The organism is Nocardioides sp. Iso805N, assembly GCF_000364605.1.
In the GTDB taxonomy this organism is placed as follows: domain Bacteria; phylum Actinomycetota; class Actinomycetes; order Propionibacteriales; family Nocardioidaceae; genus Nocardioides.
Window position 1 is genome coordinate 331,655 of record NZ_KB822576.1, and the last position, 25,358, is coordinate 357,012.

The 25,358-nt window shown below is 70.5% G+C and carries 24 protein-coding genes; 3 read left to right on the forward strand and 21 right to left on the reverse strand.

Annotated features, from left to right (window positions below; translation table 11 throughout):
* Positions 1-19: 19 nt before the first annotated feature.
* From H036_RS0105880 to mraZ, 20 genes are all read right to left on the reverse strand, one after another.
* Complete coding sequence (locus tag H036_RS0105880) at positions 20-949, reverse strand: RluA family pseudouridine synthase (protein WP_017933854.1); 930 nt, start codon at positions 947-949, stop codon at positions 20-22.
* Positions 942-1,535 carry a signal peptidase II gene (gene lspA / locus H036_RS0105885; RefSeq protein ID WP_081615460.1) on the reverse strand — a complete coding sequence of 198 codons (594 nt, stop codon included), beginning with the start codon at positions 1,533-1,535 and terminating at the stop codon, positions 942-944. Before lspA ends, H036_RS0105880 begins: the two co-directional genes overlap by 8 nt.
* A complete protein-coding gene (locus H036_RS0105890) occupies positions 1,508-1,936 on the reverse strand; it encodes a TraR/DksA family transcriptional regulator (protein ID WP_026145825.1) in 429 nt (142 codons plus the stop codon). The genes lspA and H036_RS0105890 overlap by 28 nt, the downstream gene beginning before the upstream one ends.
* A gap of 260 nt (positions 1,937-2,196) precedes the next feature.
* The gene (locus tag H036_RS0105895; protein WP_036487663.1) at positions 2,197-2,958 is read right to left on the reverse strand and encodes a DivIVA domain-containing protein; all 762 of its coding nucleotides are present in this window, start codon (positions 2,956-2,958) and stop codon (positions 2,197-2,199) included.
* Between the two features lie 125 nt (positions 2,959-3,083).
* A complete protein-coding gene (locus H036_RS0105900; RefSeq protein WP_017933858.1) occupies positions 3,084-3,374 on the reverse strand; it encodes a YggT family protein in 291 nt (96 codons plus the stop codon).
* Between the two features lie 26 nt (positions 3,375-3,400).
* The gene (locus tag H036_RS0105905) at positions 3,401-3,949 is read right to left on the reverse strand and encodes a cell division protein SepF (RefSeq protein WP_017933859.1); all 549 of its coding nucleotides are present in this window, start codon (positions 3,947-3,949) and stop codon (positions 3,401-3,403) included.
* A 37-nt stretch (positions 3,950-3,986) separates the two neighbouring features.
* Positions 3,987-4,694, reverse strand: coding sequence for a YggS family pyridoxal phosphate-dependent enzyme (locus H036_RS0105910; RefSeq protein WP_017933860.1), 708 nt, complete (start codon positions 4,692-4,694; stop codon positions 3,987-3,989).
* Positions 4,691-5,398, reverse strand: coding sequence for a peptidoglycan editing factor PgeF (pgeF, locus tag H036_RS0105915; protein WP_017933861.1), 708 nt, complete (start codon positions 5,396-5,398; stop codon positions 4,691-4,693). The genes H036_RS0105910 and pgeF overlap by 4 nt, the downstream gene beginning before the upstream one ends.
* Before the next feature lie 33 nt (positions 5,399-5,431).
* On the reverse strand, positions 5,432-6,643 hold the full coding sequence (gene ftsZ, locus H036_RS0105920) for a cell division protein FtsZ (RefSeq protein WP_198289919.1): 1,212 nt from the start codon (positions 6,641-6,643) through the stop codon (positions 5,432-5,434).
* 443 nt (positions 6,644-7,086) lie between these two features.
* The gene (locus H036_RS0105925; RefSeq protein WP_232421810.1) at positions 7,087-7,863 is read right to left on the reverse strand and encodes a cell division protein FtsQ/DivIB; all 777 of its coding nucleotides are present in this window, start codon (positions 7,861-7,863) and stop codon (positions 7,087-7,089) included.
* Positions 7,856-9,289: a UDP-N-acetylmuramate--L-alanine ligase gene (murC, locus tag H036_RS0105930; protein WP_017933864.1), complete on the reverse strand. Its 1,434-nt coding sequence runs from the start codon at positions 9,287-9,289 to the stop codon at positions 7,856-7,858. Before murC ends, H036_RS0105925 begins: the two co-directional genes overlap by 8 nt.
* Complete coding sequence (gene murG / locus H036_RS0105935; RefSeq protein ID WP_017933865.1) at positions 9,286-10,362, reverse strand: undecaprenyldiphospho-muramoylpentapeptide beta-N-acetylglucosaminyltransferase; 1,077 nt, start codon at positions 10,360-10,362, stop codon at positions 9,286-9,288. The genes murC and murG overlap by 4 nt, the downstream gene beginning before the upstream one ends.
* A gap of 12 nt (positions 10,363-10,374) precedes the next feature.
* Positions 10,375-11,640 (reverse strand): putative lipid II flippase FtsW, encoded by a 1,266-nt coding sequence (gene ftsW, locus H036_RS0105940; RefSeq protein WP_017933866.1) that lies wholly within the window; start codon positions 11,638-11,640, stop codon positions 10,375-10,377.
* A gap of 22 nt (positions 11,641-11,662) precedes the next feature.
* On the reverse strand, positions 11,663-13,141 hold the full coding sequence (murD, locus tag H036_RS0105945; protein ID WP_017933867.1) for a UDP-N-acetylmuramoyl-L-alanine--D-glutamate ligase: 1,479 nt from the start codon (positions 13,139-13,141) through the stop codon (positions 11,663-11,665).
* Positions 13,142-13,205: 64 nt separating this feature from the next.
* On the reverse strand, positions 13,206-14,297 hold the full coding sequence (mraY, locus tag H036_RS0105950; RefSeq protein ID WP_017933868.1) for a phospho-N-acetylmuramoyl-pentapeptide-transferase: 1,092 nt from the start codon (positions 14,295-14,297) through the stop codon (positions 13,206-13,208).
* A gap of 80 nt (positions 14,298-14,377) precedes the next feature.
* The gene (locus H036_RS0105955) at positions 14,378-16,003 is read right to left on the reverse strand and encodes a UDP-N-acetylmuramoyl-L-alanyl-D-glutamate--2,6-diaminopimelate ligase (protein ID WP_017933869.1); all 1,626 of its coding nucleotides are present in this window, start codon (positions 16,001-16,003) and stop codon (positions 14,378-14,380) included.
* 41 nt (positions 16,004-16,044) lie between these two features.
* A complete protein-coding gene (locus tag H036_RS0105960; RefSeq protein WP_232421811.1) occupies positions 16,045-17,844 on the reverse strand; it encodes a peptidoglycan D,D-transpeptidase FtsI family protein in 1,800 nt (599 codons plus the stop codon).
* Between the two features lie 89 nt (positions 17,845-17,933).
* Positions 17,934-18,503 (reverse strand): hypothetical protein, encoded by a 570-nt coding sequence (locus tag H036_RS21985; protein ID WP_017933871.1) that lies wholly within the window; start codon positions 18,501-18,503, stop codon positions 17,934-17,936.
* The gene (gene rsmH / locus H036_RS0105970) at positions 18,500-19,480 is read right to left on the reverse strand and encodes a 16S rRNA (cytosine(1402)-N(4))-methyltransferase RsmH (protein ID WP_017933872.1); all 981 of its coding nucleotides are present in this window, start codon (positions 19,478-19,480) and stop codon (positions 18,500-18,502) included. Before rsmH ends, H036_RS21985 begins: the two co-directional genes overlap by 4 nt.
* Before the next feature lie 214 nt (positions 19,481-19,694).
* Positions 19,695-20,120 (reverse strand): division/cell wall cluster transcriptional repressor MraZ, encoded by a 426-nt coding sequence (gene mraZ, locus H036_RS0105975; RefSeq protein ID WP_017933873.1) that lies wholly within the window; start codon positions 20,118-20,120, stop codon positions 19,695-19,697.
* A 184-nt stretch (positions 20,121-20,304) separates the two neighbouring features.
* On the opposite strand from mraZ, the gene H036_RS0105980 reads away from it, so the two are divergent.
* The 3 genes from H036_RS0105980 to H036_RS0105990 are packed head-to-tail and all read left to right on the forward strand — an operon-like array spanning position 20,305 to position 24,848.
* Positions 20,305-21,264, forward strand: a complete 960-nt coding sequence (locus H036_RS0105980) for an AAA family ATPase (RefSeq protein WP_017933874.1) — start codon at positions 20,305-20,307, stop codon at positions 21,262-21,264.
* A 24-nt stretch (positions 21,265-21,288) separates the two neighbouring features.
* Positions 21,289-22,551, forward strand: coding sequence for a DUF58 domain-containing protein (locus H036_RS0105985; protein WP_017933875.1), 1,263 nt, complete (start codon positions 21,289-21,291; stop codon positions 22,549-22,551).
* Positions 22,551-24,848 carry a transglutaminase family protein gene (locus tag H036_RS0105990; RefSeq protein WP_017933876.1) on the forward strand — a complete coding sequence of 766 codons (2,298 nt, stop codon included), beginning with the start codon at positions 22,551-22,553 and terminating at the stop codon, positions 24,846-24,848. The genes H036_RS0105985 and H036_RS0105990 overlap by 1 nt, the downstream gene beginning before the upstream one ends.
* A 7-nt stretch (positions 24,849-24,855) precedes the next feature.
* Here the strand turns inward: H036_RS0105990 and H036_RS0105995 are convergent, their stop codons facing one another.
* Entirely contained in the window at positions 24,856-25,308 is a 453-nt protein-coding gene (locus H036_RS0105995) for a DUF3040 domain-containing protein (protein ID WP_026145826.1), read from the reverse strand.
* Between the last annotated feature and the right edge of the window lie 50 nt (positions 25,309-25,358).

Below are 25,358 nucleotides of genomic sequence, written 5' to 3' on the forward strand. Positions count from 1 at the left end.
CATCGCGTGCCCCCGGACCTCAGTCCGCCTGGCGGATGACGTCGAGAGCACGCTGCAGGTCGTCAGGGTACGGCGAGGAGAACTCGACGTACTCGCCCGTCTCCGGGTGATCGAAGCCCAGCCGGTGGGCATGCAGCCACTGGCGGGTCATGCCGGTCCGGCTGGCAAGCGTGGGATCGGCGCCGTAGGTGAGGTCGCCGACGCAGGGGTGCTTGGTGGCGCTCATGTGGACCCGGATCTGATGGGTCCGCCCCGTCTCCAGGTGGATCTCCAGCAGCGAGGCGAACCGGTGCGCCTCCAGCGTCTGGTAGTGGGTGATCGACGGTCGACCGTCGGCGCGCACGGCGAACTTGTGGTCGAACTTCGGGTTGCGCGCGATCGGGGCGTCGATGGTCCCCTCCAGCGGGTCCGGGTGGCCCTGGACCAGCGCGTGGTAGACCTTGCGCGGCGTGCGGTCACGGAAGGCCTGCTTGAGCACCGAGTAGGCATGCTCCTGCTTGGCGATCACCATCAGGCCGGTGGTGCCGACGTCGAGTCGCTGCACGATGCCCTCGCGCTCGGTCGCGCCCGAGGTGGAGATCCGGAAGCCGGCCGCGCGCAGATGACCGACCACCGTCTGCCCCGTCCAGCCCGGCGAGGGGTGTACGGCGACGCCGACGGGCTTGTCGATCACCACCATCGCATCGTCGTCGTAGACGATGCCGATGCCCTCCACGATCTCGGGCACGATCTCGAGCGGGTCGCGCTCCACGGGGATGGTCGCATCCAACATCGAGCCCGCGGAGACCCGGTCGGACTTCATCGCCGCCTTGCCGTCGAGGGTCACCAGACCCTCGGCTATCAACTCGGCGGCGCGGGTCCGGGAGACGCCGAAGAGGCGCGCCATCGCCGCGTCCAACCGCTCCCCCTCGAGCCCATCGGGCACGAACAGCGTGCGCTGGTCACTCATCAGGCTTCTCCTCGCCTGACCGGATCGCGTCGTCCGACCCGGACACCGCCCTGGTGCCGCCCACCCGCACGCCCTTCCAGGCGAGGATCAGGATGAGCACCGCAGCAACGTTGATGCAGACGTCGGCGATGTTGAAGATCGGCCAGTGCGGAAGCTCGAGGAAGTCGACCACGTGGCCGCTGAAGCCCTGAGGCGCACGCACGATCCGATCGGTCAGGTTGCCGGCGATGCCCGCGGCGAGCAGACCGAGCGCAACCGCCCACATCCGGGTGCCGGCGCGGACCGCGAAGTAACAGGTGACCACGAGGGCGACCATCGCCAGGACGGTGAAGAAGACCGTGTGCGACGTGCCGGTGCTGAACGCCGCCCCGGCGTTGCGGGTCAGGTCGAGCCGCAGCAGCGAGCCGACCAGGTGGCGCGGCTCGCCCGGCGTCAGGTGCGACGCAGCCAAGGCCTTGGTGACCTGGTCTACGGCGTACGCACCGAGCGCGACAGCGACGAAGAGAAGTCGCAATGTCGTGCTCGGGCCGGACGGGTGGTCCTGGGTTGCCTCGTCGCTCAGCGACGTTCCTCGCGCGTCTTGCATGTCATGCAGAGTGTGGCACGCGGGAAAGCCATCAGCCGCATCTTGCCGATCGGCTGGCCGCAGGACTCGCACTGGCCATAGCTGCCGTCCGCGATCCGACCCAGGGCGCGCTCGATCTGGTGGAGCTTGTCTCGCTCGCTGTTGACCACGGTCAGCTCGTGGTCGCGCTCGAAGCTGGTTGCGCCGACGTCCGCCTGGTCCTGCCCGGCCCCGTCACCGGAGTCCTTCATCAGACCGTCGAGCTCGGCCTCGGCCGCCTCGAGGACCTCGATGCTGTGCACGCGGGTCGTGGTCAGCTCGTCGAGGACCTCGTCCAACTCGTCCTTGGTCCAGGGGTCCTCGCCCTCCTTGACCACGAGGGTCTCGGCAGAGGCCTTCAGGGGTGCTGCCTTCTTCGCCACGACGCTCACTTTCTTCGGAACGGACTGCGACAGTGTTGCGGATGCGGCCAACTCGTCGGGCATGGTTTCTATTCCCGCTCTCTCCCCTGGCCTGCTCCCGGATCGCAGGCGCGTCCGGGGAGGTTAACCGCTGGGGAGCGCACGCTCAACCGACAGGCCGGGCCCATTTCTCGGTAGCTGTATGAATTCTTGGCACCCAGACGCGCCGACGGCCGGCCCCCAGGAGGGAGCCGGCCGTCGGCGGTGCTTCGGTGAAGGACTCAGCCTTCTTCCTCGCCGAGGATCGAGCGCAGGCGCTTCGGCGCTGCCGGAGCCTCCTCGCTGCCGCCCTGACCGGGCGTCTCGGGCGTGGTGTTGAGCGACTCGAGCTGCTGAGTGAAGTAGCTCTTGAGGCGCGAGCGGTACTCGCGCTCGAAGGAGCGCAGCCCCTCGACCTCGTGGGTGAGCTTGTCCTTCTCCCGCTCCAGGTCGCCGAAGAGCTGCTGGCGACGCGCAGCGGTCTCAGAGTCGAGCATCGACGCGCGGGTCCGCGCGTCCGACTCCATCTTGTCTGCCTTCTCCTTCGACTCCGACTCCAGGCGCTCGGCCTTGGTGCGGGCCTCGCCCACGATCTTGTCGGCGTCGTTCTTCGCCTGGTCGATCAGCGCATCGTGATTGCGCGTCGCGAGCTCGAGGAGTCGAGCCGCGGCGTTGGACGCCTCGGGCACGGTCTCCACGCGGATCGTCTCGATCCCACCCGTCGCCGGCGCGGCGGCCGGAGTGGCAACCGGAGCAGGCTGAGCCGGCGGCTCCGGGGCCTTCTCGACCACCGGTGCCGGGGTCTCGACCGCGGCACTCCGTGCGCCACCGCCGCTCTGCGCGGCAGCGAGCTTCGCGCGAAGGTCCTCGTTCTCCTTGGTGAGCCGCGCGAGCTCTGCCTCGACCTCGTCGAGGAACTGGTCGACCTCGCCCATGTCGTAGCCCTCGCGGAGCCGGACGGGAGTAAAGCGCTTGTTGCTCACGTCCTCTGGCGTCAGCGGCATGACCTCACCCATTCATCTCGTTGTTGCAAAACAATGTGGTGCTCGAGTCGAAACTCTAGCGCTTGCGGACCGGGTGGACTCCCCCACCGTCCCTGCCTCACCTGCCGAAGACGGCGTAGTGCGGTTCAGAGCAGGTATCTGACATCGATCTGCAGCAGGATGTACGCCGCCAGCATGACGATCAGGAAGCTCAGGTCCAACGCCACCGTACCGATGCGCAGCGGCGGGATCACCTTCCTCATCGCCTTGATCGGCGGATCGGTGGCGCTGTAGACCCCTTCCAGCACGACGAGGAGCGCTCCCCGTGGCTCCCAGGAGCGGGCGAAAACCTGCACCCAGTCCACGATGAAGCGGATCCACATCAGGCCGAGGAAGACCCAAAGAATGACCTCGATGACGGCGCCGATCGTATGCATATCGGTCGTAACCCTAGTGGAGGCCGTCAGCTCTGGTTGAAGAACCCACCCTCGGCCAGCCGCGCCTTGTCCTCAGCGGCGATGGTGACGTTCGGCGGGGAGAGCAAGAACACCTTGTTGGTGACGCGCTCGATGTCGCCCCGGGTCGCGAAGACCAGGCCGGCGGCGAAGTCCACCAGCCGCTTGGCATCGGAGTCGTCCATCTCCGTGAGGTTCATGATCACCGGGATGGCGTCGCGGTAGGTCTCGCCGACCGTGCGCGCCTCGTTGTAGGTGGTGGGACTCACCGTGACGATCCGGGACAGCTCGACGTGCGCGGGCGCTGACGGCACCGGCGTGGGGCGACGGCGCTCGGCCAGGTCGGCGACCGGCGCCGGGCGCTGGGGCTCGCGCACGCGGGGCGCCTGGGTGCTGGTGGCACCTCGGCCGTCGTGCTCGTCCTGCTGGTAACCCCGCTCGTAACCCCGCTCGTCGCGGCGGTCGTAACCGCGGTCGTAGGCGGACTCCTCGTCGTACCGGCCGGTGTCCTCGACCAGGCCGAGGTACTCACCGATCCTGCGCATCGCGCCGCTCATGTTGTTGCCTTCCGGTGATATCGAACTGTTTCGGACACTACTTGACCGCCGGCCTCGAGCCGAGGACCGCCGAGCCGACACGCACGTGTGTCGCGCCGTGGCGGATCGCCTGCTCGAGGTCACCGCTCATTCCGGCGGAGAGCCGGGTCGCCTCAGGATGATCGAGGAGGAAGTCTGCGCGAATCTCAGCGAGCCGCGCAAAAGCCTCCTCGGGGTCGGCACCCAAGGGTGCGACCGCCATCAGGCCGCGCAGTCGCAGCCCGTCGTACGTCGTGGTCTGCTCGGCCAGATCCGCCAACACCTCGGGCGCGGCGCCGCTGCGATGGGCGGCATCGGCGGCGTCCAGGCTGACCTGCAGCAGCACCTCCACCGGCCGGCCTCGCTCGGTGGCGCCGCGATCCAGCCGGGCCAGCAACTCGGGACGATCGACCGACTCGACCACGTCGGCGTAGCGCGCCACGGCCGCCGCCTTGTTGGTCTGCAGACCACCGATGAAGTGCCAGGCGATCGCGAGGTCGGCGCACTCCGCGGCCTTGCCCTGCGCCTCCTGGTGCCGGTTCTCGCCCACCTCGCGAACCCCCAGCTCCGCGAGCAGGCGTACGTCGGAGGCCGGGAAGAACTTCGTCACGACCACCAGTCCCACCTCGCCGGCGGCCCGGCCTGCGGCCGCCTCGGCAGCGGCGATGCGCACTCGCACGGCCGCCAGGTTGTCCTCGAGCTCCCGCGCCCGCTGCTCGCCACTCATGCGACCCACACCAGGGCGGCCAGGCGCCCCGCCTTCTCACCGTCGCGACGGAAGGAGTGCAGGGCCTCGTCCTCGAGGGTGCAGCGCTCGACACGCCTCACGCAGGCGGCTGGCACCCCGGCGGCGGTGAGCTGAGCGCCGACGGCTGCGCCGAGGTCGAGCGACGGCGTACCCCAGGAGGTCTCGGCGTGGGACTCCGGCACGACCGCCGCAACCTCGGCACGCATCTCCTCGGGCACCTCGTAGCACCGGCCACATACGTGTGGCCCGATCCAGGCATGGAGGTCGGTGGCGCCGAGCGCAGCCATCCGCGCCACGGCGCGACCGACGACGTTGAGGGCTACACCCTTGCGACCGGCGTGGACGGCACCGATGATCCCGCCAGCAGGGTCGGCCAGCACGATCGGGACGCAGTCGGCGACCCGGACCATCAGTCCGACGTCGTGCCGCGTCGTGATCAGGGCGTCGGCGAGCGGCAGGTCGTCGTCCGGCGCCAGTGCCGTCGTTTCCCGGATCTCGAGCACGTCGTCACCGTGCACCTGATGCAGACGGGCGAAAGGCACGCCCGTGACCGACTGGACCCGTGCGAGCGCGTCGGCGAAGCCGGGCTTCATGCCCTGCAGGTCGATGGTCGCGTCGGTGAATGCGACCTCGACCCGGAGGCTGTCCGGGCCGAGGTCGCAGGTGTCACGAAACGCGAACATGGCCGGTGAGGAGGGAGCGTCGCGAAGCACGGCTCACTTCAGGAAGTCGGGAACGTCCAGGTCGTCGTCCTCGAACTGGACCGACGGAGCCGCCTGGCGCGGAGCCGCCGGGGGCGGGGTCGACGGGCCGGCCGGAGCAGCGGCCTGCTGCGGCGCCTGGTGCGCCTGGTGCGCCTGGTGCGCCTGCGCCGGAGCGGCGGCGACCGGGGTCGGGCGCTCATCCCGGCGTACGGGGGCCTGGGCGGCCGCCGGACGGGTGTCCTGGCCGCGGAGCGTGGTCTCACGCTTCTTCGGCATGCCACCGTCGAAGCCCGCCGCGATCACCGTCACCCGGACCTCGTCACCGAGGGCGTCGTCGATGATCGTGCCGAAGATGATGTTGGCCTCCTCGTGGACGGCGTCGGCGACCAGCGCGGCGGCCTCCTGGATCTCGAACAGACCCAGGTCCGAGCCACCCGCGATGGAGAGCAGTACGCCGTGGGCGCCGTCGATGCTGGCCTCCAGCAGCGGGCTGGCGACAGCGATCTCCGCGGCGGCCACCGCGCGGTCCTCGCCGCGGGCCGATCCGATGCCCATCAACGCGGAACCGGCGTTGGACATGACGGCCTTGACGTCGGCGAAGTCGACGTTGATCAGGCCAGGGGTGGTGATCAGGTCGGTGATGCCGGAGACGCCCTGCAGGAGGACCTGGTCGGCCTGCTTGAACGCGTCGATCACCGACACGCTGCGGTCGGAGATGGAGAGCAGCCGGTCGTTGGGGATGACGATGAGGGTGTCGACCTCCTCGCGGAGCTTGTCGATGCCCTCGTCGGCGGACTTCCGGCGACGAGCGCCCTCGAAGGCGAACGGGCGCGTGACCACGCCGATCGTCAGGGCACCGAGGCTGCGTGCGATCCGAGCGACGACCGGGGCGCCGCCGGTGCCGGTGCCACCGCCCTCTCCGGCCGTCACGAAGACCATGTCGGCCCCCTTCATGACCTCTTCGATCTCGTCCATGTGGTCCTCGGCGGCCTTCTCGCCGACCTGCGGCTGCGCGCCGGCACCGAGACCGCGGGTCAGCTCGCGACCGATGTCGAGCTTGACGTCGGCATCGCTCATCAGCAGCGCCTGCGCGTCGGTGTTGATCGCGATGAACTCGACCCCCTTGAGGCCGACCTCGATCATGCGGTTGACGGCGTTGACGCCGCCTCCACCGATACCGACGACCTTGATGATCGCCAGGTAGTTCTGTGCAGCTCCCACGATGGTCGCTCCCTCACTTGTTGCTTGCCGACGCTCTTGCTTCTGAAGTCTTCCGGCGTGTCCCTCAACCCTGACCCTCATCCTGAGGGTTATAGTTATGTCAACCTCGCCGTGATCAGAACAGTAGGCAGCGCGACGCCCCAGATCGTGGAGACACGCAGGGCGTGTTGTGGCCGATGGACAAATCGCTGTGCAGCCGGGCCGCCGGCGGACGCGCCGGGGCCGGGCGGTCGTCGTGGGTGGCGCCAAAGGGCGCTGGGGCCGGGCGATGGTCGTGGGTGGGTGCCAAAGGGGCGCTGCCGCAGCCGGAGCGCGTCGTGAGGGACGAGCGAGGCGCGGAGCGAGGCCTGCCCCGTGGCAGCTACCCACGGCCGCCGCCCGGCGCCGCCACGGAGGCCCGACTCAACCCGGACGGAGGCCCGACTCGACCCGGACGGAGGCCCGACTCAACCGGACGTGATCGGCTGCCCCGGAACCGAGACGTCATAGCTGCGAACGTCCGGCTGCGCCTTCATCAGAGCTGCCAGCACTTGTGCCTTGGTACCGGAGTCCGAGGCGCTCCCCCACTGCACGTCCTGGCCGGACGCGAGGGCCAGGGAGATCTCGTCGACGCTCTTCACCTCGACGTGGTCGACGTCGGCGGACAGATCGTGCGGCAACGCCGTGACCACCTCGGCGGCCTGCTGCAACGCCTCGGAGTCGGTGCCGGCGGGCGTGGAGACCTTCGGCAGGTCGCTCGGCGCGTGCCGGTAGGACGAGAAGACCACGCCGTTGGCGTCGAGGGCGTGCAACGCGCCACCGATCTCGATCACCGCAACGGGCGTCCGCTCGACGACGTCGATGCGCACCTTGGAGGGCCACTCCCGCGAGACCTCGACCGACTTCACCGCCGCCAGCGCCGCGATCCGGCGCTGGACAGCGCCGAGGTCGGCGCGCAGCAGTGGCCCACCGGTCGGTACGTCGGCGACACGGCGCACCTGTGCCGCGGTGAGGGTGGTGTCGCCCGAGACACCCTTGATGTCGACGGTCTTGACCGAGAGCCAGGAGGAGAAGTACGCCGCCCAGATGCCGCCGCCGACCAGCGCAACGACCACGAGCGCTGCCACGACGTACCGCCAGGCGAGCCAGCGGCGACGCCACTGCCGCCGCGCGAAGCGCTTGCGGGTGCGCTCCGCGGTGTCGGCGTTCGCGGTGCCGCCCGCGCCTCGGCGCAGGCTACGCACCCCGCTCACCGAGCAGCTCGAGCACCATCGGGCCCACCTCGGTGACATTGCCGGCCCCGAGCGTGACGACCAGGTCGCCCGGCCGAGCGAGGTCAACCAGTGCGGCGGCTGCCTCCTGCAGGGTGCTGACGAACCGCTTGTTGCCGTGCGGCACCGCGTCGGCGACCAGCGCGCCGGTCACCGCCGGGTCGGGATCCTCGCGTGCGAGGTAGACGTCGAGCACCACCACGTCGTCGGCGGCCCCGAGCTCGCGACCCATCTGCTCGCCGAAGATGCGCGTCCGTGATACCAGGTGCGGCTGGAAGGCCACGATCAGCCGGCCCTGCCCCGCCACCGAGCGGGCGGCGACCAGGTCGCCGGCGATCTCGGCGGGATGGTGGGCGTAGGAGTCATAGACCCGCACACCGGCGACCTCACCCTTGCGCTCCATCCGCCGGCGGGTTCCGGTGAAGCTCTCCAGACCCGCCTTGAGCAGGTCGAAGGAGTAGCCCAACCGCAACCCGACGGTGAGCGCCGCCAGCGCATCGGCGACGTAGTGCCGCCCCGGGATCTGCAGGGTGATCCTGCCGAGCTCGCGGACCACGGTGCCGTCGCGATCGACCACGGTGAACGCGGAGGTGGTGCCCTCGAGAACAACGTCCACGGCGCGCACGTCGGCCAGGTCGGACTCGCCGACGCCGACGAACCGACGGCCGAGCGAGGCGGCGACGGGGCGTAGCGCGGCGGCTCCGTCGTCGTCGACGCATGCGACCACCAGGCCACCCTTGTCGGCCGGGTCCACCCGCCCGATGAACTCGGCGAACGCCTCTTGGTAGGCCTCCTCGGTCCCCCACTGGTCGAGGTGGTCCGCCTCGACGTTGGTCACCACCGCGACATGCGGGCGGTAGACCAGGAACGCACCGTCACTCTCGTCGGCCTCCGCCACGAACAGGTCGCTGCCACCCTGGCCGGCATTGGTACCGCTCGCGGTGAGCTCGCCACCGACGGCGTACGTCGGATCGGCGCCCGCCGCCTGCAGGGCCACCGTCAGCAGCGAGGTGGTGGTGGTCTTGCCGTGGGTCCCGGCGACCGCCAGTACCCGGCGGCCGGCCATCACCGCGGCCAGTCCGGCCGAGCGCGGCAGCAGCCGCAGGCCCAGCCGTCGTGCCTCCAGGATCTCGGGGTTGTCCTCGCGCACCGCGGTGGAGACCACCAGCGTGTCGGCACCCTGGACGTGGTCGGCGTGATGGCCGACGAAGACCGTCGCGCCCGCTTCGCGGAGCTTGTCCAGCGTCGGGGAGGCCACGCCGTCCGAGCCGCTGACGGTGATGCCACGGGCCAGCATCAGCCGAGCGATCGCGGACAGGCCGGCACCGCCGATGCCGACGAAGTGGACCCGGCCGAGCTCGTCGGCCGGCAGGATCTGCTCCGGAACAGGGACTCTCATCGGCCCGCGACCTCCTGCACCATCCGGGCCAGCCTCTCGTCGGCGTCGCGCGGGATGAGGGCGCTGGCACTCGCGCTCATCGCGGCGAGCCGATCCGCGTCCACGGCGAGCGGGACCACGGTGTCGGCCACCCAGTCGGCCGTGAACTCCGCGTCGGCCACCAGCAGCGCGCCGCCGGCCTCCACGACCGGCAGCGCGTTGAGCCGCTGCTCACCGTTGCCGATCGCCAGCGGCACGAAGACAGCAGGTACGCCGACGGCAGCGGCCTCGGTGACACTCGACGCACCGGCCCGGCACACCATCAGATCGGCAGCCGCCAGGGCGTAGTCCATCCGGTCCACGTAGTTGACCGCGACGTAGGGAACGCCGCTGGGCGGCACCTGCGGCAGCTCGTTCTTGGGACCGACGACGTGCAGCACCTGCACCCCCGCCTGCGCGAAGACCGGTGCCGCGGCGGTGATCGCCTCGTTCAGCCGGCGCGCACCCTGGGAGCCGCCCGTGACCACTACCGTCACTCGCTCGAGGTCCAGGCCGAAGAACGCGCGCGCCTCCGCCCGGAGCGCGGCCCGGTCCAGCGTCGAGACGAGCCGGCGGATCGGCAGGCCGACGTACTCGGCGTGCGGGAGGGGGGTGTCGGGGAAGCTCACGCCCACCCGCACAGCCACCCGGGCGCCGATCTTGTTGGCCAGGCCTGGCAGGGCGTTCTGCTCGTGCACCACCACCGGCACCTTGCGCCGGCGAGCCGCCAGGTAGACGGGCAGCGAGACGTAGCCGCCGTATCCGACGACGACATCGGGACGGACCCGGTCAAGAACCTCCCGGGCCGCGCGCACCGCGCGTCGCAGGTTGGTCGGGACTCGCAGGAGCTCGGCGTTGAGCGCACGCGGCAGCGGCACCGGCGGGATCAGCTCCAGCGGGTAGCCGGCGGCCGGGACGACGGTGTTCTCCAATCCCCGAGGCGTGCCGACGCAGGTGATCTCCGCGCTCGGATCGAGCCGTCGAAGGGCGTCGGCGGTGGCGAGCAGGGGCGAGGTGTGGCCGGCGGTGCCGCCACCGGCGAGAAGGACGCGCATGGTGCTTGAAATCTACCGGGCCGAGATACCAGCGGAACGGGACCTCTTGCGCTGCGCGAGCGCCTCGGCCGCCTCGGGCTCGCGGCGGGCGAAGCCGATCACCAGGCCGAGCGCGACCAGCGAGGGCAGCAGCGCCGATCCACCGTAGGAGACCAGCGGCAGCGGGATGCCGATGACCGGCAGGAAGGCCAACACCATGCCGATGTTGATCACCGCCTGCCCGACCAGCCACACCACCACGCCGAAGGTCACGTAGCGGACGAACGGGTCGGCGGTCTGGCGCGCCACCCGCAGGGCCGCGTAGGCGAGCACAACGAACAGGCCGATCACCAGCAGCGTGCCGACCAGGCCGAGCTCCTCGCCCAGCACCGCGAAGATGAAGTCGGTGTGCGCCTCGGGCAGCTGGCCCCACTTCTGCCGCGACGCACCGATCCCCTCCCCGAACCAGCCGCCGGAGGAGAGCGCGTAGAGGCCGTGGCCGGCCTGCCAGCCGGCTCCCTGGAAGTCGTTGAACGGGTTCAGGAAGTTGGCGATGCGCACCTGACGCTCGTGGCTGATGCCGACGAAGAACAGCGCCACCGAGCTGACGACGAGAAGGGCGATGGTGAACCACTTGCTGGGAAAGCCGACCACCCACAGCAGGCCCAGCAGGATGGCGCCGAAGACCAGCGCGGTGCCGAGGTCGTGTCCCACCAGCACCAGCGCCGTGGCCAGCAGGAGACCCGGCACCACCGGCATCACCATGTGGTGCACGCTGCGAAGTCGACGCTCCTTGAGCGCGTAGATGTGCCCGGCCCACAGCACCAGCGCCAGCTTGGCGATCTCCGAGGGCTGGATCTGGATCGGGCCCAACGCCAGCCAGTTCTTGTTGCCGTAGACCGAGATGCCCATGAAGGCGGTCATCAGCAGCAACCCGAGCGAGAGCACGTACGCCGGCCACACCAGCCGACGGATCCAGCGCTGCGACATCCGACTCGCCAGATAGGCGACCGGCAGCCCGAGCAGCACCCACATCAACTGCTTCTTGACCACCGCGTAGGAGTCGCCGTTGTAGTGCTGGTAGGCGTAGACGCTGGAGGCGCTCATCACCATGATCAGCCCGATCACCAGCAGCAGCGCCGAGGCACCGAGCAGCAGGTAGTAGGACGTCAGCGGGCGCTCGAGTGCCTCTTGCAGGGTGCTGAGACGGTGGTTGAGCCAGGAGGCCGACGAGGCACGGAGCGGCAGCCGCTCCGGGGAGGAGGTGCCGGCGGTCTCCTCGGGGTTGGCCGTGGTCACCGCTCCCCCTTCCGCTCGACAGCTAGCTGATCTGTTCCTTCACCGCGGCGACGAACGCGTCGCCCCTCGCCTTGTAGTCGCGGAACTGGTCCTGACTCGCGCATCCCGGCGCCAGCAGCACCGTGTCACCGGCGACTGCGAGCCGGGTCGCGGCTTGGACCGCGTGCCCCATGACTGCCGCACCAGTCTCGTCGGCGGGCAACGCGATCACCGGGACATCGGGCGCGTGTCGCGCAAGAGCCTCGGCAATCACGTCCTGGTCACGTCCGATCAAGACGACGCCGCGCAACCGCTCCCGGATCACCGGCACTAGCTCCTCGAACCGCGCCCCCTTGGCCAGCCCGCCGGCGATCCAGACCACCGGGTCGTAGGCCTGCAGCGAGGCCTGGGCGGCGTGCGGATTGGTCGCCTTCGAGTCGTCCACCCACGTGATGCCCGCGTGGGTCGCGACGGTCTCGATCCGGTGGCCGTCGGGCCGGAAGGACCGCAGCCCGTCTCGCACCGCCTGCTGGCTGACGCCATGGGCTCGAGCGAGGGCGGCCGCTGCCAGGGCGTTCTGCACGTAGTGCGGGGCCGGGGTGTGACCGAGCGCCTCGCCCAGGTCGCTGATGGTGCACAGCTCGGCGGCGCTGCTCTGCCGCTCGGCGATGAAGGCCCGGTCGACCAGGATGTCCTCGACCACGCCGACCATGCCGACGCCGGGCATGCCGAGCGTGAAGCCGATCGCCCGCGCGCCTTCCTGGACGTCGGCCTCCTCGACCAGGCGGCGGGTCACCTCGTCGGCGGCGTTATAGACGCAGGCCCTGCTGACGCCTTGGTAGATGCGGCCCTTGTCGGCGACGTACTCCTGCATCGACGGATACCAGTCGAGATGGTCCTCGGCGACGTTGAGCACCGCCGCGCTCTCGGCGGCCATCGAGTCGGTGTAGTGGAGCTGGAAGCTGGAGAGCTCCACGGCGAAGACGTCGTACGGCGCCGGGTCCATCACCGCCTCGACGATCGGCAGGCCGACGTTGCCGACTGCGACCGACCGCAGCCCAGCGGTCCGCAGGATGGTGTCGAGCATCTGCACGGTGGTGGTCTTGCCGTTGGTGCCGGTGATCGCGAGCCATGGGGCCGCGTTGCCCCCAGGGCCGGTGTCGCGCAGCCGCCAGGCCAGCTCGACCTCGCCCCAGATCGGGATCCCGCGGTCACGGGCCTGCGCCAGCAGCGGGGCCGAGGGCTTCCACCCCGGTGACGTCACGAGGAGGTCGACGTCCGCGGGCAGCCGTGCCGTCTCGCCGGCATCGAGTCGGATGTCAGCACCGAGCACCCGCAGCAGCTCGGCCTTCTCCTGGCGCTCGCCGTCGCCGGTCGACTCGTCGAGTGCTGTCACCGTGGCACCGAGGTGCAGCAGGTTGTCCGCCGCGGCGAAGCCGGAGACGCCGAAGCCTGCCACGACCGCCCGCACGCCCTCCCAGGAGTCGCGCCGACCAAGCTTCGTCGGGTCCGGACCGGTCATGCGGGCTCCTCGTTCGCGGCGTCGCTGTGGCAGAGGAAACCACGCGAGTCGTCGAGCACGGTCGTCACGAGACGGCCACCCAGGCGCCGTAGAAGAGACCGAGTCCGGCCGTCACGCAGATGCCCGCGATGATCCAGAACCGGATCACGACGGTGACCTGCTCCCAGCCGAGCATCTCGAAGTGATGGTGGATCGGCGTCATCCGGAACAACCGCTTGCCGGCACCGCCGTTGCGCTTGGTGAGCTTGAAGAAGCTGACCTGCAGGATCACCGAGACCGTCTCGAGCACGAAGATGCCGCCGATGACGGCCATCAGCAGCTCGGTGCGGCTCAGGATCGCGAAGCCGGCCAGCGCGCCACCGAGCGCGAGCGAGCCGGTGTCGCCCATGAAGATCTTGGCCGGCGAGGCGTTCCACCACAGGAAGCCGAAGCACGCACCAGTGATGGCGGCGGCGACGATCGCCAGGTCGAGCGGGTCGCGAACGGTGTAGCAGTGCAGCTGATCGACGTTGGGCCGGCTGCTGCCGCAGCGCTGGTTGTTCTGCCAGATGCAGACCAGGGTGTAGGCGCCGAAGACCATCATCGAGACGCCGGTCGCGAGACCGTCCAGACCGTCGGTGAGGTTCACCGCGTTGCTGGTCGCGGTCACGATGAACCAGATCAGCACGATCACGACGACCAGCGGCAGCTTCGGGCCCCAGTCGTGGATGGTGGAGAGGTAGCGCGAGGCGGGGTGCACACCGCGGTCGTCGGCGAAGAACATCGTGGCGAGGATGCCGAAGATCACCGCGACTGCGGTCTGCCCGATCATCTTCGCCCCGCTGCGCAGACCGAGGTTGCGCTGCATGAAGACCTTGATGAAGTCGTCGAGGAAGCCCACCAGCGCACACCCGACGAACAGGAACACCAGCAGCCAGCCGCTCGCGCTGGGCGCATCGCCCTCGGCCAGCTTGGCCACCAGGTAGGCGATCACCGCGGCGAGGACGATCGCCACGCCACCCATCGTCGGCGTACCGCGTTTGGTGTGGTGGCTGGTCGGCCCGTCGTCGCGGATCTCCTGGCCATAACCCCACCGGGTGAACTGGCGGATCGCCAGCCTGGTGCCCAGGAGCGAGAGGAGCAGCGCAATCACGCCGCTCAACAGAATCGCCCTCATGCACCCACCCTCACTTCGCTGACACGGCCGTCGGCCATTCTTCCTCACCCCGAACCCGGGGGGACGATGCCCCGCCGTCGCTATGCGTCAGTTGTGAGACTGCTCTCGGTCGGATCCGGTGATGCCTCCACCGCGAGACGCGCACGGATCACCTCGCGGGCCACGTCGCGGTCGTCGAAGGGGTGCGTCCGCTCCCCCACGGTCTGCCCACTCTCGTGACCCTTGCCCGCGATCAGCACGATGTCGCCGGCCGAGGCGGCGACGATCGCGGCGATGATCGCCTCGCGCCGGTCGCCGATCTCGCTGACCTCGGCGCGACCGGCGGTGGTGCCGGCGAGCACCGCCTCCCGGATGGCGGCCGGGTCCTCAGTGCGCGGGTTGTCGTCGGTCACCACGAGTACGTCGGAGAGGCGCGCGGCGATCTCGCCCATGATGGGCCGCTTGCCCGGGTCGCGGTCGCCGCCCGCGCCGAGGACGGTGATGATCCGGCCGTCGGTCAACGGGCGCAGGGTGCGGATCGCGGCCTCGACCGCGTCCGGCTTGTGGGCGTAGTCGACGACCACGGTGAAGTCCTGGCCCTCGTCGATCCGCTCCAGCCGACCGGGGACGCCGCCCGAGCCGCCGAGCGCCGCCGCGAACGCCTCGACGTCCAGCCCGGCCTCGGCGACAGCGGCGACAGCGGCCAGCGCATTGCTGACGTTGAAGTCACCGGGCAGCGGCACCTGCACGTCGTAGCGGCCGGTCGGACCGACCGCGGTGAACGTGGAGCCCTCCGCCTCGAGGTGGATGTCGCGGGCCCGCCAGTCCGCCTTCGCACCCCTGGTGGAGAACGTGCGGACCGGGATGTCGGTCTCGCGCACCAGCCGCCGACCGTGCTCGTCGTCGATGCAGACCAGGGCGAGCCGGGCGCGCTGCGGCGTGAACAGCGACGCCTTCGCGCGGTAGTAGTCCTCGATGTCGGCGTGGAAGTCGAGGTGGTCGCGGCCCAGGTTGAGGAAGACCGCCACGTCGTAGACGACACCGTCGACGCGGCCCATCACCAGGGCGTGGCTGGAGACCTCCATCGCGCACGCCTCGACGCCCGACTCCCGCATCACGCCGAAGATCGCGTGCAGGTCCGGGGCCTCGGGGGTGGTGAGCGCGGTCCGGATGTCCCGGCCCGCGACGCGGGTGCCGACGGTGCCGATCACGCCGGCCGGCACCTCGGCGGCCTCCAGACCCGCGGTGATGAGCCGGGTGGTGGTCGTCTTGCCCTGGGTCCCGGTCACGCCGATCATCCGCATGCCCGCGGCCGGCTCGCCGTAGATCCGGGCCGCCAGCCGCCCGAGCAGCCGGCGTGGCTCCTCCGCGATGAGCACGGGTACGCCGGCCAGCACGGGCGCGTTCGGCCGCACCCGCTCGATGCCCTCCTGGTCGGTCAGGATCGCCACGGCACCGGCCTCGACGGCATCCTCGACGTACTCGATGCCGTGCACCCGGCTGCCAGGCAGCGCTGCGTAGAGGTCGCCTTCGAGGATCCGCTGCGAGCTCAGCGAGAGCCCGGTGACCTCGGTGTCGGGATCCCCCGCCAGCGTGAGCATGGGGTCGCCGGTCTCGGCCAGGATCTCCGCGGCGAGCGCACCGACCCGGGTCCGCAGGGGTCGCTGCGGACGGGTCGAGGCGATCTGACGCTGGCGCTCGCGCTGCTCGCGGTCGGCAAGGTTCATGGTGGGCACAGGCTAGTCCAGCACCATCCGAGCTCGGTCGCTCAGGGGCGGCCGTGCGGGTTGTTGCCCTTGCCCCACATCGTCGGCAGGTTGGACGGCTTGGTGTTCGTCGGCGCGACGCCGTAGCGACGCAGGGCGAAGCTCATGATCTTCTGCCACACCGGGCCGGCCGTGACACCACCACCGGCCGCGCCGCTGCGCGGGTCGTTGACCACCACGTAGACGGTGAAGCGCGGGTTGTCGGCCGGGGCGAATCCGGCGTACGAGACCGTGAGGCTGCCGTCGTAGCCGCCGTTGACGGCGCGCTGCGCGGTGCCGGTCTTGCCGGCCACCCGATAGCCCGGGATCTGCGTCTGCGGCGCCGTGCCGGTCTTCGGATCCGGCACCCGCTCCATCATCTTCATCATCTGGGTCGCGGCCCGCTTGCTGACCACCCGGTGGCTGGTGGTCTCGTCGGTGCCCACCACCTGGCCCGAGTCGGTGGTGGCCTTGCCCTCGATGAGACTGGGATCGACCCGTACGCCGCCGTTGGCGACCGCGTTCACGGCGCTGATCTCCTGCAGCGCGTTGACCGAGACCGACTGACCGAAGTCGACGCGGTCCTGGATCTGGTGGTTCCACTGCGCCATCGTGGGCAGGATCCCGGGCGACTCGCCGAGCAGGCCGACATTGGTGCGCTGGCCGAGGCCGAACTGCTCGAGGTACTGGTGCAGCTGGCCGGAATCGAACCGGTCGGAGGCCAGCACCGTGCCGATGTTGGACGACTGGGCGATCACGCCGGCCAGGGTGAACCTCAGCGTGCCGTGGGTGAACCAGTCGTGGATGACCCGGTCCTGGCGATGCAGCTCGCCGGGCACGACCAGCTTGGTCCGGTCGGTGACCTTGCCGGCATCGATCAGCGCCGACAGGGTGAGGATCTTCTCCACCGACCCGGGCTCGTAGACCTCGTTGAGCGAGCGAGCGCCACGGTCGGCCTTCGGCGAGGCCCCGGGATCGGAGGCGTCGAAGGTCGGGTCGTCGGCCAGCGCCAGGATCTCGCCGGTCTTCACGTCCTGGACGATCGCGATCCCGTTGAGGGCGTTCGACTTCTCGTCGGCCTGACGCAGCACCCGCTGGGCATACCACTGGAGCTCGCGGTCGATGGTCGTGTGCACGTCGGTGCCGTTGACCGGCTCGACGGTCGAGGAGTCACCCAGCGGGATCCGGGTGCCACCGGAGGCCTCGTAGGTCTCCTTGCCGTCCTTGCCTGCGAGCTCGTTGTTGAGCGACTTCTCCAGACCGGCCAGCGGACCGTCGGTGCCCAGGAAGCCGACCACGTTGGCCGCCACGTCGCCCGCCGGGTACTCACGGATCGGGTCGTCGGCGGTGTAGAGGCCCTTGAAGCCCGCGGTCTGGGCAGCGTCGACCGCCTCGGTGACCTTGGCCGCCGGCTGCTTGCGGGCGACGTAGACGTAGTGCTCGCCGCTGCCTGCGGCCTTGCCCTCCAGCGCGGTCAGCGTCGTGGCGTAGTCCAGGTCGAGCTTGTTCGCCAACAGGGTGGCCAGCTGGGGGGCGTACTGACGCGTGATCGTCGGATCGGCAGTGATCATCAGGCCGTCGGCGGAGTCCGCCAGGGGCTTGCCGTTGCGGTCCAGGATCTCGCCGCGCTGCGCCGGCAGCACCTGGTGCTGCAGGTTCACCTGCTCAGCCGCCTGCGCGTAGGCGTGCGGATCGAAGCCCTGCAGCTGCACCAGGCGCGCGCCGAAGAGCGAGAGCACCATCGCGATCAGCACGAAGCCGATCCGCATCCGCAGGTGCGGTGATCCGCGGCGCGAGCCCCGGCGCTGATCGTTCGGGCGCACTGATTCCCTCATCTGTGACTGGTGTGACTGTTGGGGACTTGTCTATCGCGTCGAGACGTTGCCGCCGGGCACCGTGGGCGCGTGTCGCGTCAGTGCTGCGCCGCGTGATTCTTCGCAGCCTGCTTCTTCGCCTGCTTCTTGGCCTGCTTCTGGGCGGCGCTGTCCGAGGGGCTCGTCACCGGCTTGGTCTTCGGCGCTGTCGCCGTCGGCTTCGGGTTGCGCGCCCACAGCTGCGGGGTCGAGTCCGCGGTGGCCGGCGCGGGCGTCCCCTCCACCTTGCCGGACGGCACGTCCAGCACGGCGGGGTTACCCGCGATCACCATGCCGTGCGCCTGAGCCTTGGCCGCGATCACCTGCGGATCGTCGAGCCGCTGCAGGTCGGACTGGAGCCCCTGCTGGCGCGCGGCCAGGTTGTCGGCCTGTGTCTGGAGCCTGCTCTCCACGAACGCGGCCTGCTGCATCGAGGTGTTGAACATCAACAGTCCGATCACACCCGCCAGCAGGATGGCGGTGATCAGTGCGATGAACGGCAGTCGTGGCGCAGTCGAGCGACGCACGCCCGGCACCACGGTGAGCCGGGCGCGCTGGAGCGCGGCCGGATCTGCCCAGCCCGCGATGCGGCGTACGGAACGGACCGCTGCTGATGCGGTGTTGCTCATCGTCTGTCTCCCCCGGATGCAGTTCTCTTGACGCGTTCGACAGCGCGCAGCCGGACCGAGGCCGCGCGCGGGTTCTGCTCGATCTCGTCGGGCGAGGCCTGTTCGGAGCCTCGGGTGACGAGTCGGAAGTCGGGTTCCATGCCCTCGGGCACGAACGGCAGGTCCGGCGGAACGTCGAGCCGGGTCACTGCCGTGAAGGCGTGCTTGACCAGCCGGTCCTCGAGCGAGTGGTAGGACTCCACCACCACCCGGCCGCCGACACCGATCGCGGCCAGCGATGCGGGCAGGGCACGGCGCAGCGCGCCCAGCTCGTCGTTGACCTCCATCCGCAGCGCCTGGAAGGTGCGCTTGCCGGGGTGTCCACCGGTACGCCGCGCGGGCGCCGGGATCTCGGCGTAGAGCAGCTCGACCAACGGCCCGCTGGTGGTCCACGGCACCGTCTCACGTCGCCGCACGATCGCACCGGCGATCTTCTTGGCGAACTTCTCCTCGCCGAAGTCGCGCAGCACCCGGGTCAGCTCGCCGGCCGAGTAGGTGTTGAGCACGTCGGCCGCGGTGATCCCGCGAGTGGCGTCCATCCGCATGTCGAGCGGTGCGTCCTCCGCGTAGGCGAAGCCACGCTCACGCTGGTCGAGCTGCATCGAGGAGACGCCGAGGTCGAACAGCACGGCGTCGACGTGGTCGAGCCCCTGCTCCTCGAGCACCTCGGCGATCTCGTCGTACACCGCGTGCACCGCCGTCCACCGCTCGCCGAAGGGCGCCAGCCGGGCCCCTGCGAGGGCGAGTGCGGAGGTGTCGCGATCGATGCCGAGGACCCGTACGCCGGGCAGCCGCTGCAGCACCGCCTCGGTGTGACCGCCGTGTCCGGTGGTGGCGTCGATCATCACCGCGGGCGCCTCGGGAGTGCCGTGGGCGAGCGCCGGAGCGAGCAGGTCGACGATGCGGTCGAGCATCACCGGCACGTGCTGTTGCTCCACTTCTCCCCACCTCCCTGTGGCGTCGATCTGTCCTGGTGCATCCCGGGTCCGAGGACCCGAAAAGCGGACCCGCAGAGCCAGGTCTCATGCCCGCCTCCGGGGCTGCGTTGAAGCCCTGGGCGACCTCTTCTGGAGCCGGGGAAGTGACCCCAGAGAAGTCGGGAGAGCGGGACTGAGACCTCGTCCTGCGGATCCGCTGTTGTGTTATTTCCGGCTACTGCAGTGGTGCCTCGTCCAGGTCGGAGAACTTCTCCGCCGTCTCGGCGTCGTACTCCAGCCAGCGCGCCTGGTCCCAGACCTCGATCCGGTCCCCGACGCCGATGACGGCGACGTCCTTCTCCAGCCCTGCGTAGGCCCGCAGCAGTGGCGCGATCGCGATCCGCCCCTGCTTGTCGGGGGTCCCGGAGTCGGCGCCGGAGAAGAAGGAGCGGGTGACGTCACGCGTCCCCCGCAGCTCCCTCGGCTGCGCCATCACCCGGGCCGCCTCGGCGGAGAAGACGTCCTCGGGCCACACGACCAGGCATCGCTCCTGCCCCCGTGTGACCACAACGCCCTCCGCCAGTCGGTCCCTGAACTTGGCCGGGAGGATCAGCCGCCCTTTCTCATCGAGCTTGGGAGTGAAAGTCCCCATGAAGAACATGGCGCCCCTCCACTTCCGTGGCCTCTTCCTCCACTTTGCTCCACCCTACTCCACTTCCCTCCACCGTCAACCACTTCGCAGGCGTTTCGCCCCACGACGCGCCTCGCGTCGCGCTCCACCGCGGCCCCGCTCGACTGCGCCTGAGTGGCAGACACCTCCACCGCTCACGCCGTACGGTGGAGGGGTGAGTACGCCGAGCGCCGATCTGGAGACCGTGGCCCGGGTCTCCGGCCGCATCCGTGGCAATGTGGAGCGCGTCATCGAGGGCAAGTCCGACGTGGTCTTCTCGACGCTGGTCGTGCTCCTGGCGGAGGGTCACCTGCTGATCGAGGACGTGCCCGGTGTCGGCAAGACCCAGCTCGCCAAGGCGCTCGCACGCTCGATCGATTGCACGGTCCGCCGGATCCAGTTCACGCCCGACCTGCTGCCCTCGGACGTGACAGGGGTGTCGGTGTTCAACCAGAACACCCGCGAGTTCGAGTTCCGGCCCGGCGGAGTCTTCGCCAACATCGTGGTCGGCGACGAGATCAACCGCGCCTCACCCAAGACCCAGTCGGCGCTGCTGGAGTGCATGGAGGAGCGCCAGGTCACCGTCGACACCAAGACCTACCAACTGGAGTCGCCGTTCCTGGTGATCGCCACCCAGAACCCGATCGAGATGGAGGGCACCTACGTCCTTCCCGAGGCGCAGCGCGACCGCTTCATGGCCCGGGTCTCCATCGGCTACCCGCCGACCGCGGCCGAGATGGCGATGATCACCGCGCACGCGGGCGCGAACCCGCTCGACGACCTCGAGCCGGTGACCGACGCCGCCGAGATCCGCAAGCTGGTCGGCATCGTCAGCCAGGTGCACGTCTCCGAGCCCGTCCAGCGGTACGCCGTCGGCATCGTCACCGCCACCCGGGCCAGCAGCGAGCTATCCCTGGGCGCCTCGCCGCGTGCCACCCTCCACCTGGTCCGCGCCGCCAAGGCCGCGGCCGCGCTGCAGGGTCGGGACTTCGTGCTGCCCGACGACATCAGCGCGCTGGCACTGCCGGTGCTGACCCACCGCCTGCTGCTCAGTGCCGAGGCCGCCCTGGGCGGGCGCCAGGTCGCCGACGTGCTGCGCAGCCTGCTCGGCGCCGTACCTGTGCCGTCGGCCTGATCACGCCGAGCGGAGTCGAGAGCGATGCGCGAGGCACTACGAGGACTCACCCTCCGCGGCCGCGCCTTCCTGGCATCAGGGGCGACGGCGATCGCCTGCGCGGTACTGCTCGGCCAGCCAGGGCTCACCCGGGTCGGCGTGCTCCTGGTCGTGCTGCCGCTGGTGGTGGCGGTCGTGGTGGGGCGCAGCCGCTACCAGTTGGCGCTGACCCGCTCCGTGGTGCCGGCGGTGGTCGCCGTCGGCCAGCCCGCCCGCGTGCGGATCAGGCTGAGCAACGAGGGCACGCTTCCCTCGGCGCCGCTGCTGCTGGAGGAGACCGTGCCGTTCACGCTCGGCGCGCGGCCACGGTTCGTGGTGCGCAGGCTGGGCCGCCACCGCGAGCTGGACTACCAGGTCCGAGCCGAGCTGCGCGGACGCTTCGACCTCGGCCCGATGACGGTGCACGTCTGCGACCCGTTCGGGCTGGTCCGGCTGGGCCGGGCGTTCTCCTCCACCGCTCCCCTGGTGGTCACGCCGCGCACCGTGCCGCTGGATCAGATCAACCTCACCGCCGCTCGCAGCGGCACCGGCGACAACCGGCCGCGGGCGTTCGCCGGCGGTAGCGCCGAGGACGTCACCGTGCGCGAGTACCGCCGCGGCGACGATCTGCGCCGGGTGCACTGGCGGAGCTCCGCCCGCATCGGGGAGCTGATGGTGCGCCGGGAGGAGCAGCACTGGCAGGCGCGCGCCACCGTGCTGCTCGACACCCGTGCGGCTGCCCATCGCGGGGTCGGCTCGGCGGCCTCGTTCGAAGCAGCCGTCAGCGCGACGGCGTCGATCGCGGCACACCTGACCGAGCGCGGGTATGCCGTCCGCCTGGTCGCCACCGACGGTCGCGACCTCACCGCCTGGCAGCGTGCCTCGGTACAGGCCGCCAGCACCGCGACGCTGCTCGAGGCCCTTGCGGTGGTCGACACGACGCCGTCGGTGGGCATCGAGGCGGACTGGCTCGACGGCCCGGGTGCCGGCGGCCTGCTCATCGCGGTGCTCGGTGCGCTCGACGGGACCGAGACCGCCGCCCTGCGCCGGCTGCGCAACCAGTCCCCCGCAGCCTTGGCGCTCGTCCTCGACGTCGCTGGCTGGGCTCCGGCCCGCCCCGAGGACATCGCATCTCCCGTCGACGCGACGGTGCTGCTCAGGCAGCAGGGCTGGCAGGCCGCTCCGCTGAGAGCCGGCGAACGCCTGGAGACGGCGTGGCGAGGACTGGCGGTCAGCAGAGCCGGCATCAGGCTGGGAGGTGCGACCTGATGCGCGCCTCCCGCGACTTCCTGCTCACTCTCCTCACCGCAGCGACCGTCCTGCTGGCGGTCGGCTCCTGGAGCCGCATCGTCTACGGCCTGGACCACGCGATGGTGCCCATCGTGCTCATCGGCACGTTCGTGGCGATCGCCGGCTGGGGCCTGCGGCTGACCACGACGCCACGCTGGGTGATCCCGCTGGTCCAGCTAGCGCTGGCCTGGTCGGTGGTCTCGAGCCGGCTCACCCGCACGCCTGTCCCGCTGCGACACGTCCCCCGGCTGCGGTTGGAGGACGCGTTCCTCGCCGCCGGCGACGCCATCGCCCATGCCGCTCCGCCGGTACCGGTGATCGATGGCGTGTTGCCGTTCGTTCTCTGTGGCGCCGCGCTCGCCTTCGTGGTCGCCGACCTGCTCGCGCACACCCTGCGCCTGCCCGCTGTCGCCGGCCTGGTGCTGCTCACCGTGCTGGCGGTGCCGATCAGCGTCGTCAGCGGCCAGGCCGGCATCACCGGCGCCGCCCGCAACGGAGTGGCGCCGTGGCTCTTCGCGCTCGTCGTCGCCGGCTGGCTCGCGCAGGTGGTGATCGCCGAGGGCGACCGGCTGGACCGTGGGGGTCGGCAGCTCGACGTCGACGATGCTGCGAGCTCAGCGGTCACGTCCCGCTCGGTCGTCGCGACCGTCGCCGTGGGTGGCACTGCCACCGTGCTGGCCCTCGTCGTACCGTTCGCGATCCCGACCATGCATGTGCGCCTCGACGGCTTCGGCGCCGGCCCGGGTGGCGGGCACGTCACGGTCACCAACCCGATGGTCGACGTACGGCGCAACCTGGTGCAGGGCGCCGACGTCCCGCTGGTCAGGGTGACCACGGACGACCCGGACCCCGGCTACCTGCGGATCGCGGTGCTGACCCGGTTCAACGCCACCCAGTGGTCGGCCGGCGATCGCAGCATCCCCAAGTCGCAGGGCTCCCACGGTGAGGTGCCGATCGCCGGGCTGTCGCCGAAGACGCCCGTGGCGACCTACAACTACAGCATCGCGATCAATCCCGACTTCGAATCGCGCTGGCTGCCCACCCCGGCGCCGATCAAGGCGATCGACGCCGCGGGCGACTGGCGCTACGACACCAGCACCGACGACTTCGTCGCCGTCGGCAAGGGGCTGAATACGGCCGGCCTGACCTACACGGCGGTCCGGTCCGAGCCCGATCTGACCGCCGCCGATCTGGACGACATGAGCTCGGGCGTCGGTCAGGTCGCCTCGTCCTACACCGACCAGCCGCCGAATCTCCCCGCGATCGTCTCGCAGCTGGCCCACAAGGTCACCCGCGACGCCGATGCCAGCACTCCGCTCGAGCAGGCCGTGGCGCTGCAGGACTGGTTCCGTGAGAGTGGCGGATTCACCTACTCCACCGCCACGGACCTCGGCTCCGGCGCTACCGACCTGGCCCGCTTCCTCGGCTCCGGTCCGGACAGCAAGACGGGCTACTGCCAGCAGTTCGCCGCCGCGATGGCCGCGATGGCCCGCACCCTCGGCATCCCGGCCCGCGTGGCGGTGGGCTTCCTCAGCCCGACCGAGCAGTCGGACGGAACCTACGTCTACTCCAGCCACGACATGCACGCCTGGCCCGAGCTCTACTTCGCGGGCGCAGGCTGGATCCGTTTCGAGCCCACCCCGGCATCGGGGACGGTCGTGCCCGGCTACGCCCACGACCCGACGTCCCTCACCCAGCAGCCGTCCATCGGACCCAGCGCGAGCGCGTCGGCACAGCCGCAGGCCGCGCAGACCGCAAAGCCTCGAACGAACGCCCAGCAGTCCGCCGGCGACAAGTCGATCCCGATCCCGCTGGAGAGCCACCACACCTGGCGCTGGGTGGCACTGGCTGCGCTGCTCGCACTGCTGGGTGCACTGGTCGCCATGCCCGGAGCAGTACGTCGCAGGCGTCGGCGTACGCGCCTGAACGGCACCGCCGAGGACGCCTGGGCCGAGATGCGTGACACCGTCATCGACCTCGGCATCGCCTGGGCCGACGGTATCTCGCCGCGGGCGACCCGGCAGCTCGTCGACCGCTACGTCGGCACCCACGAAGGCCACCTCGCCTTGGACCAACTGGTCGACGCGGTCGAGCGGGAGCGCTACGCCGCAAGCTCGACACCACTCGATCCGCAGGTGATGACCGACCTTCTGGAGGGGCTGAAGCTGGGTCAGCCGGCCGCGACCGTGCGGCACGCGGCCTGGTGGCCGCGATCGGTGCTGCACCGACACCGCGGCCCTGGCGCGGCCGACCGCCCGATGGACCGGGTGGGCTGATGTCGCCCTACCAGCCGAAGCCGCCGCGGCGACGGCGCCAGCGGGCCTCGACCTTCTGCATGAAGGTGCCGCTGCTGCGCGCCTTGCTCCGACCGTTGCCGCGGCCGGAGCGGCCACCGTCGATGACGGTGAAGCGCTGTGCGCCGCGGGGGCTGTGGTGCGCATTGCCGTGACCGGCGGCGAACGGCAGTGGCCGACCGCGCAGAGCCGTCAGACCGACGGTGGCCGCAGCCAGCATGATCAGGAAGCCGACGATGCCCAGCGCCCACAGGCTGGTGACGACACCCGCCATCAACAGGCCGACGCCGACCACGAAGGCGACGCCGGAGATGATGACGCGCCGTTGCGCGGCTCGACGCAGGGAGTGACCGCGCAGCGTGGAGGCGAACTTCGGGTCCTCAGCGGAGAGAGCGCGCTCCATCTGCTCGAGCAGTCGCAGCTCCTCTTCCGACAATGGCACCGGATCCTCCTTGGTTGCGATGCGGTCAAGTCTAGGCAGGCAATGCCGGG

Excerpts from the sequence above, each read along its gene's own strand:
- H036_RS0105880 (WP_017933854.1), bottom strand. The coding sequence starts at position 949 with ATGAGTGACCAGCGCACGCTGTTCGTGCCCGATGGGCTCGAGGGGGAG.
- lspA (WP_081615460.1), bottom strand. The coding sequence starts at position 1,535 with ATGCAAGACGCGCGAGGAACGTCGCTGAGCGACGAGGCAACCCAGGAC.
- H036_RS0105895 (WP_036487663.1), bottom strand. The coding sequence starts at position 2,958 with ATGCCGCTGACGCCAGAGGACGTGAGCAACAAGCGCTTTACTCCCGTC.
- H036_RS0105900 (WP_017933858.1), bottom strand. The coding sequence starts at position 3,374 with ATGCATACGATCGGCGCCGTCATCGAGGTCATTCTTTGGGTCTTCCTC.
- H036_RS0105905 (WP_017933859.1), bottom strand. The coding sequence starts at position 3,949 with ATGAGCGGCGCGATGCGCAGGATCGGTGAGTACCTCGGCCTGGTCGAG.
- H036_RS0105910 (WP_017933860.1), bottom strand. The coding sequence starts at position 4,694 with ATGAGTGGCGAGCAGCGGGCGCGGGAGCTCGAGGACAACCTGGCGGCC.
- pgeF (WP_017933861.1), bottom strand. The coding sequence starts at position 5,398 with ATGTTCGCGTTTCGTGACACCTGCGACCTCGGCCCGGACAGCCTCCGG.
- murC (WP_017933864.1), bottom strand. The coding sequence starts at position 9,289 with ATGAGAGTCCCTGTTCCGGAGCAGATCCTGCCGGCCGACGAGCTCGGC.
- murG (WP_017933865.1), bottom strand. The coding sequence starts at position 10,362 with ATGCGCGTCCTTCTCGCCGGTGGCGGCACCGCCGGCCACACCTCGCCC.
- murD (WP_017933867.1), bottom strand. The coding sequence starts at position 13,141 with ATGACCGGTCCGGACCCGACGAAGCTTGGTCGGCGCGACTCCTGGGAG.
- mraY (WP_017933868.1), bottom strand. The coding sequence starts at position 14,297 with ATGAGGGCGATTCTGTTGAGCGGCGTGATTGCGCTGCTCCTCTCGCTC.
- H036_RS0105955 (WP_017933869.1), bottom strand. The coding sequence starts at position 16,003 with ATGAACCTTGCCGACCGCGAGCAGCGCGAGCGCCAGCGTCAGATCGCC.
- H036_RS21985 (WP_017933871.1), bottom strand. The coding sequence starts at position 18,503 with ATGAGCAACACCGCATCAGCAGCGGTCCGTTCCGTACGCCGCATCGCG.
- mraZ (WP_017933873.1), bottom strand. The coding sequence starts at position 20,120 with ATGTTCTTCATGGGGACTTTCACTCCCAAGCTCGATGAGAAAGGGCGG.
- H036_RS0105985 (WP_017933875.1), top strand. The coding sequence starts at position 21,289 with ATGCGCGAGGCACTACGAGGACTCACCCTCCGCGGCCGCGCCTTCCTG.
- H036_RS0105990 (WP_017933876.1), top strand. The coding sequence starts at position 22,551 with ATGCGCGCCTCCCGCGACTTCCTGCTCACTCTCCTCACCGCAGCGACC.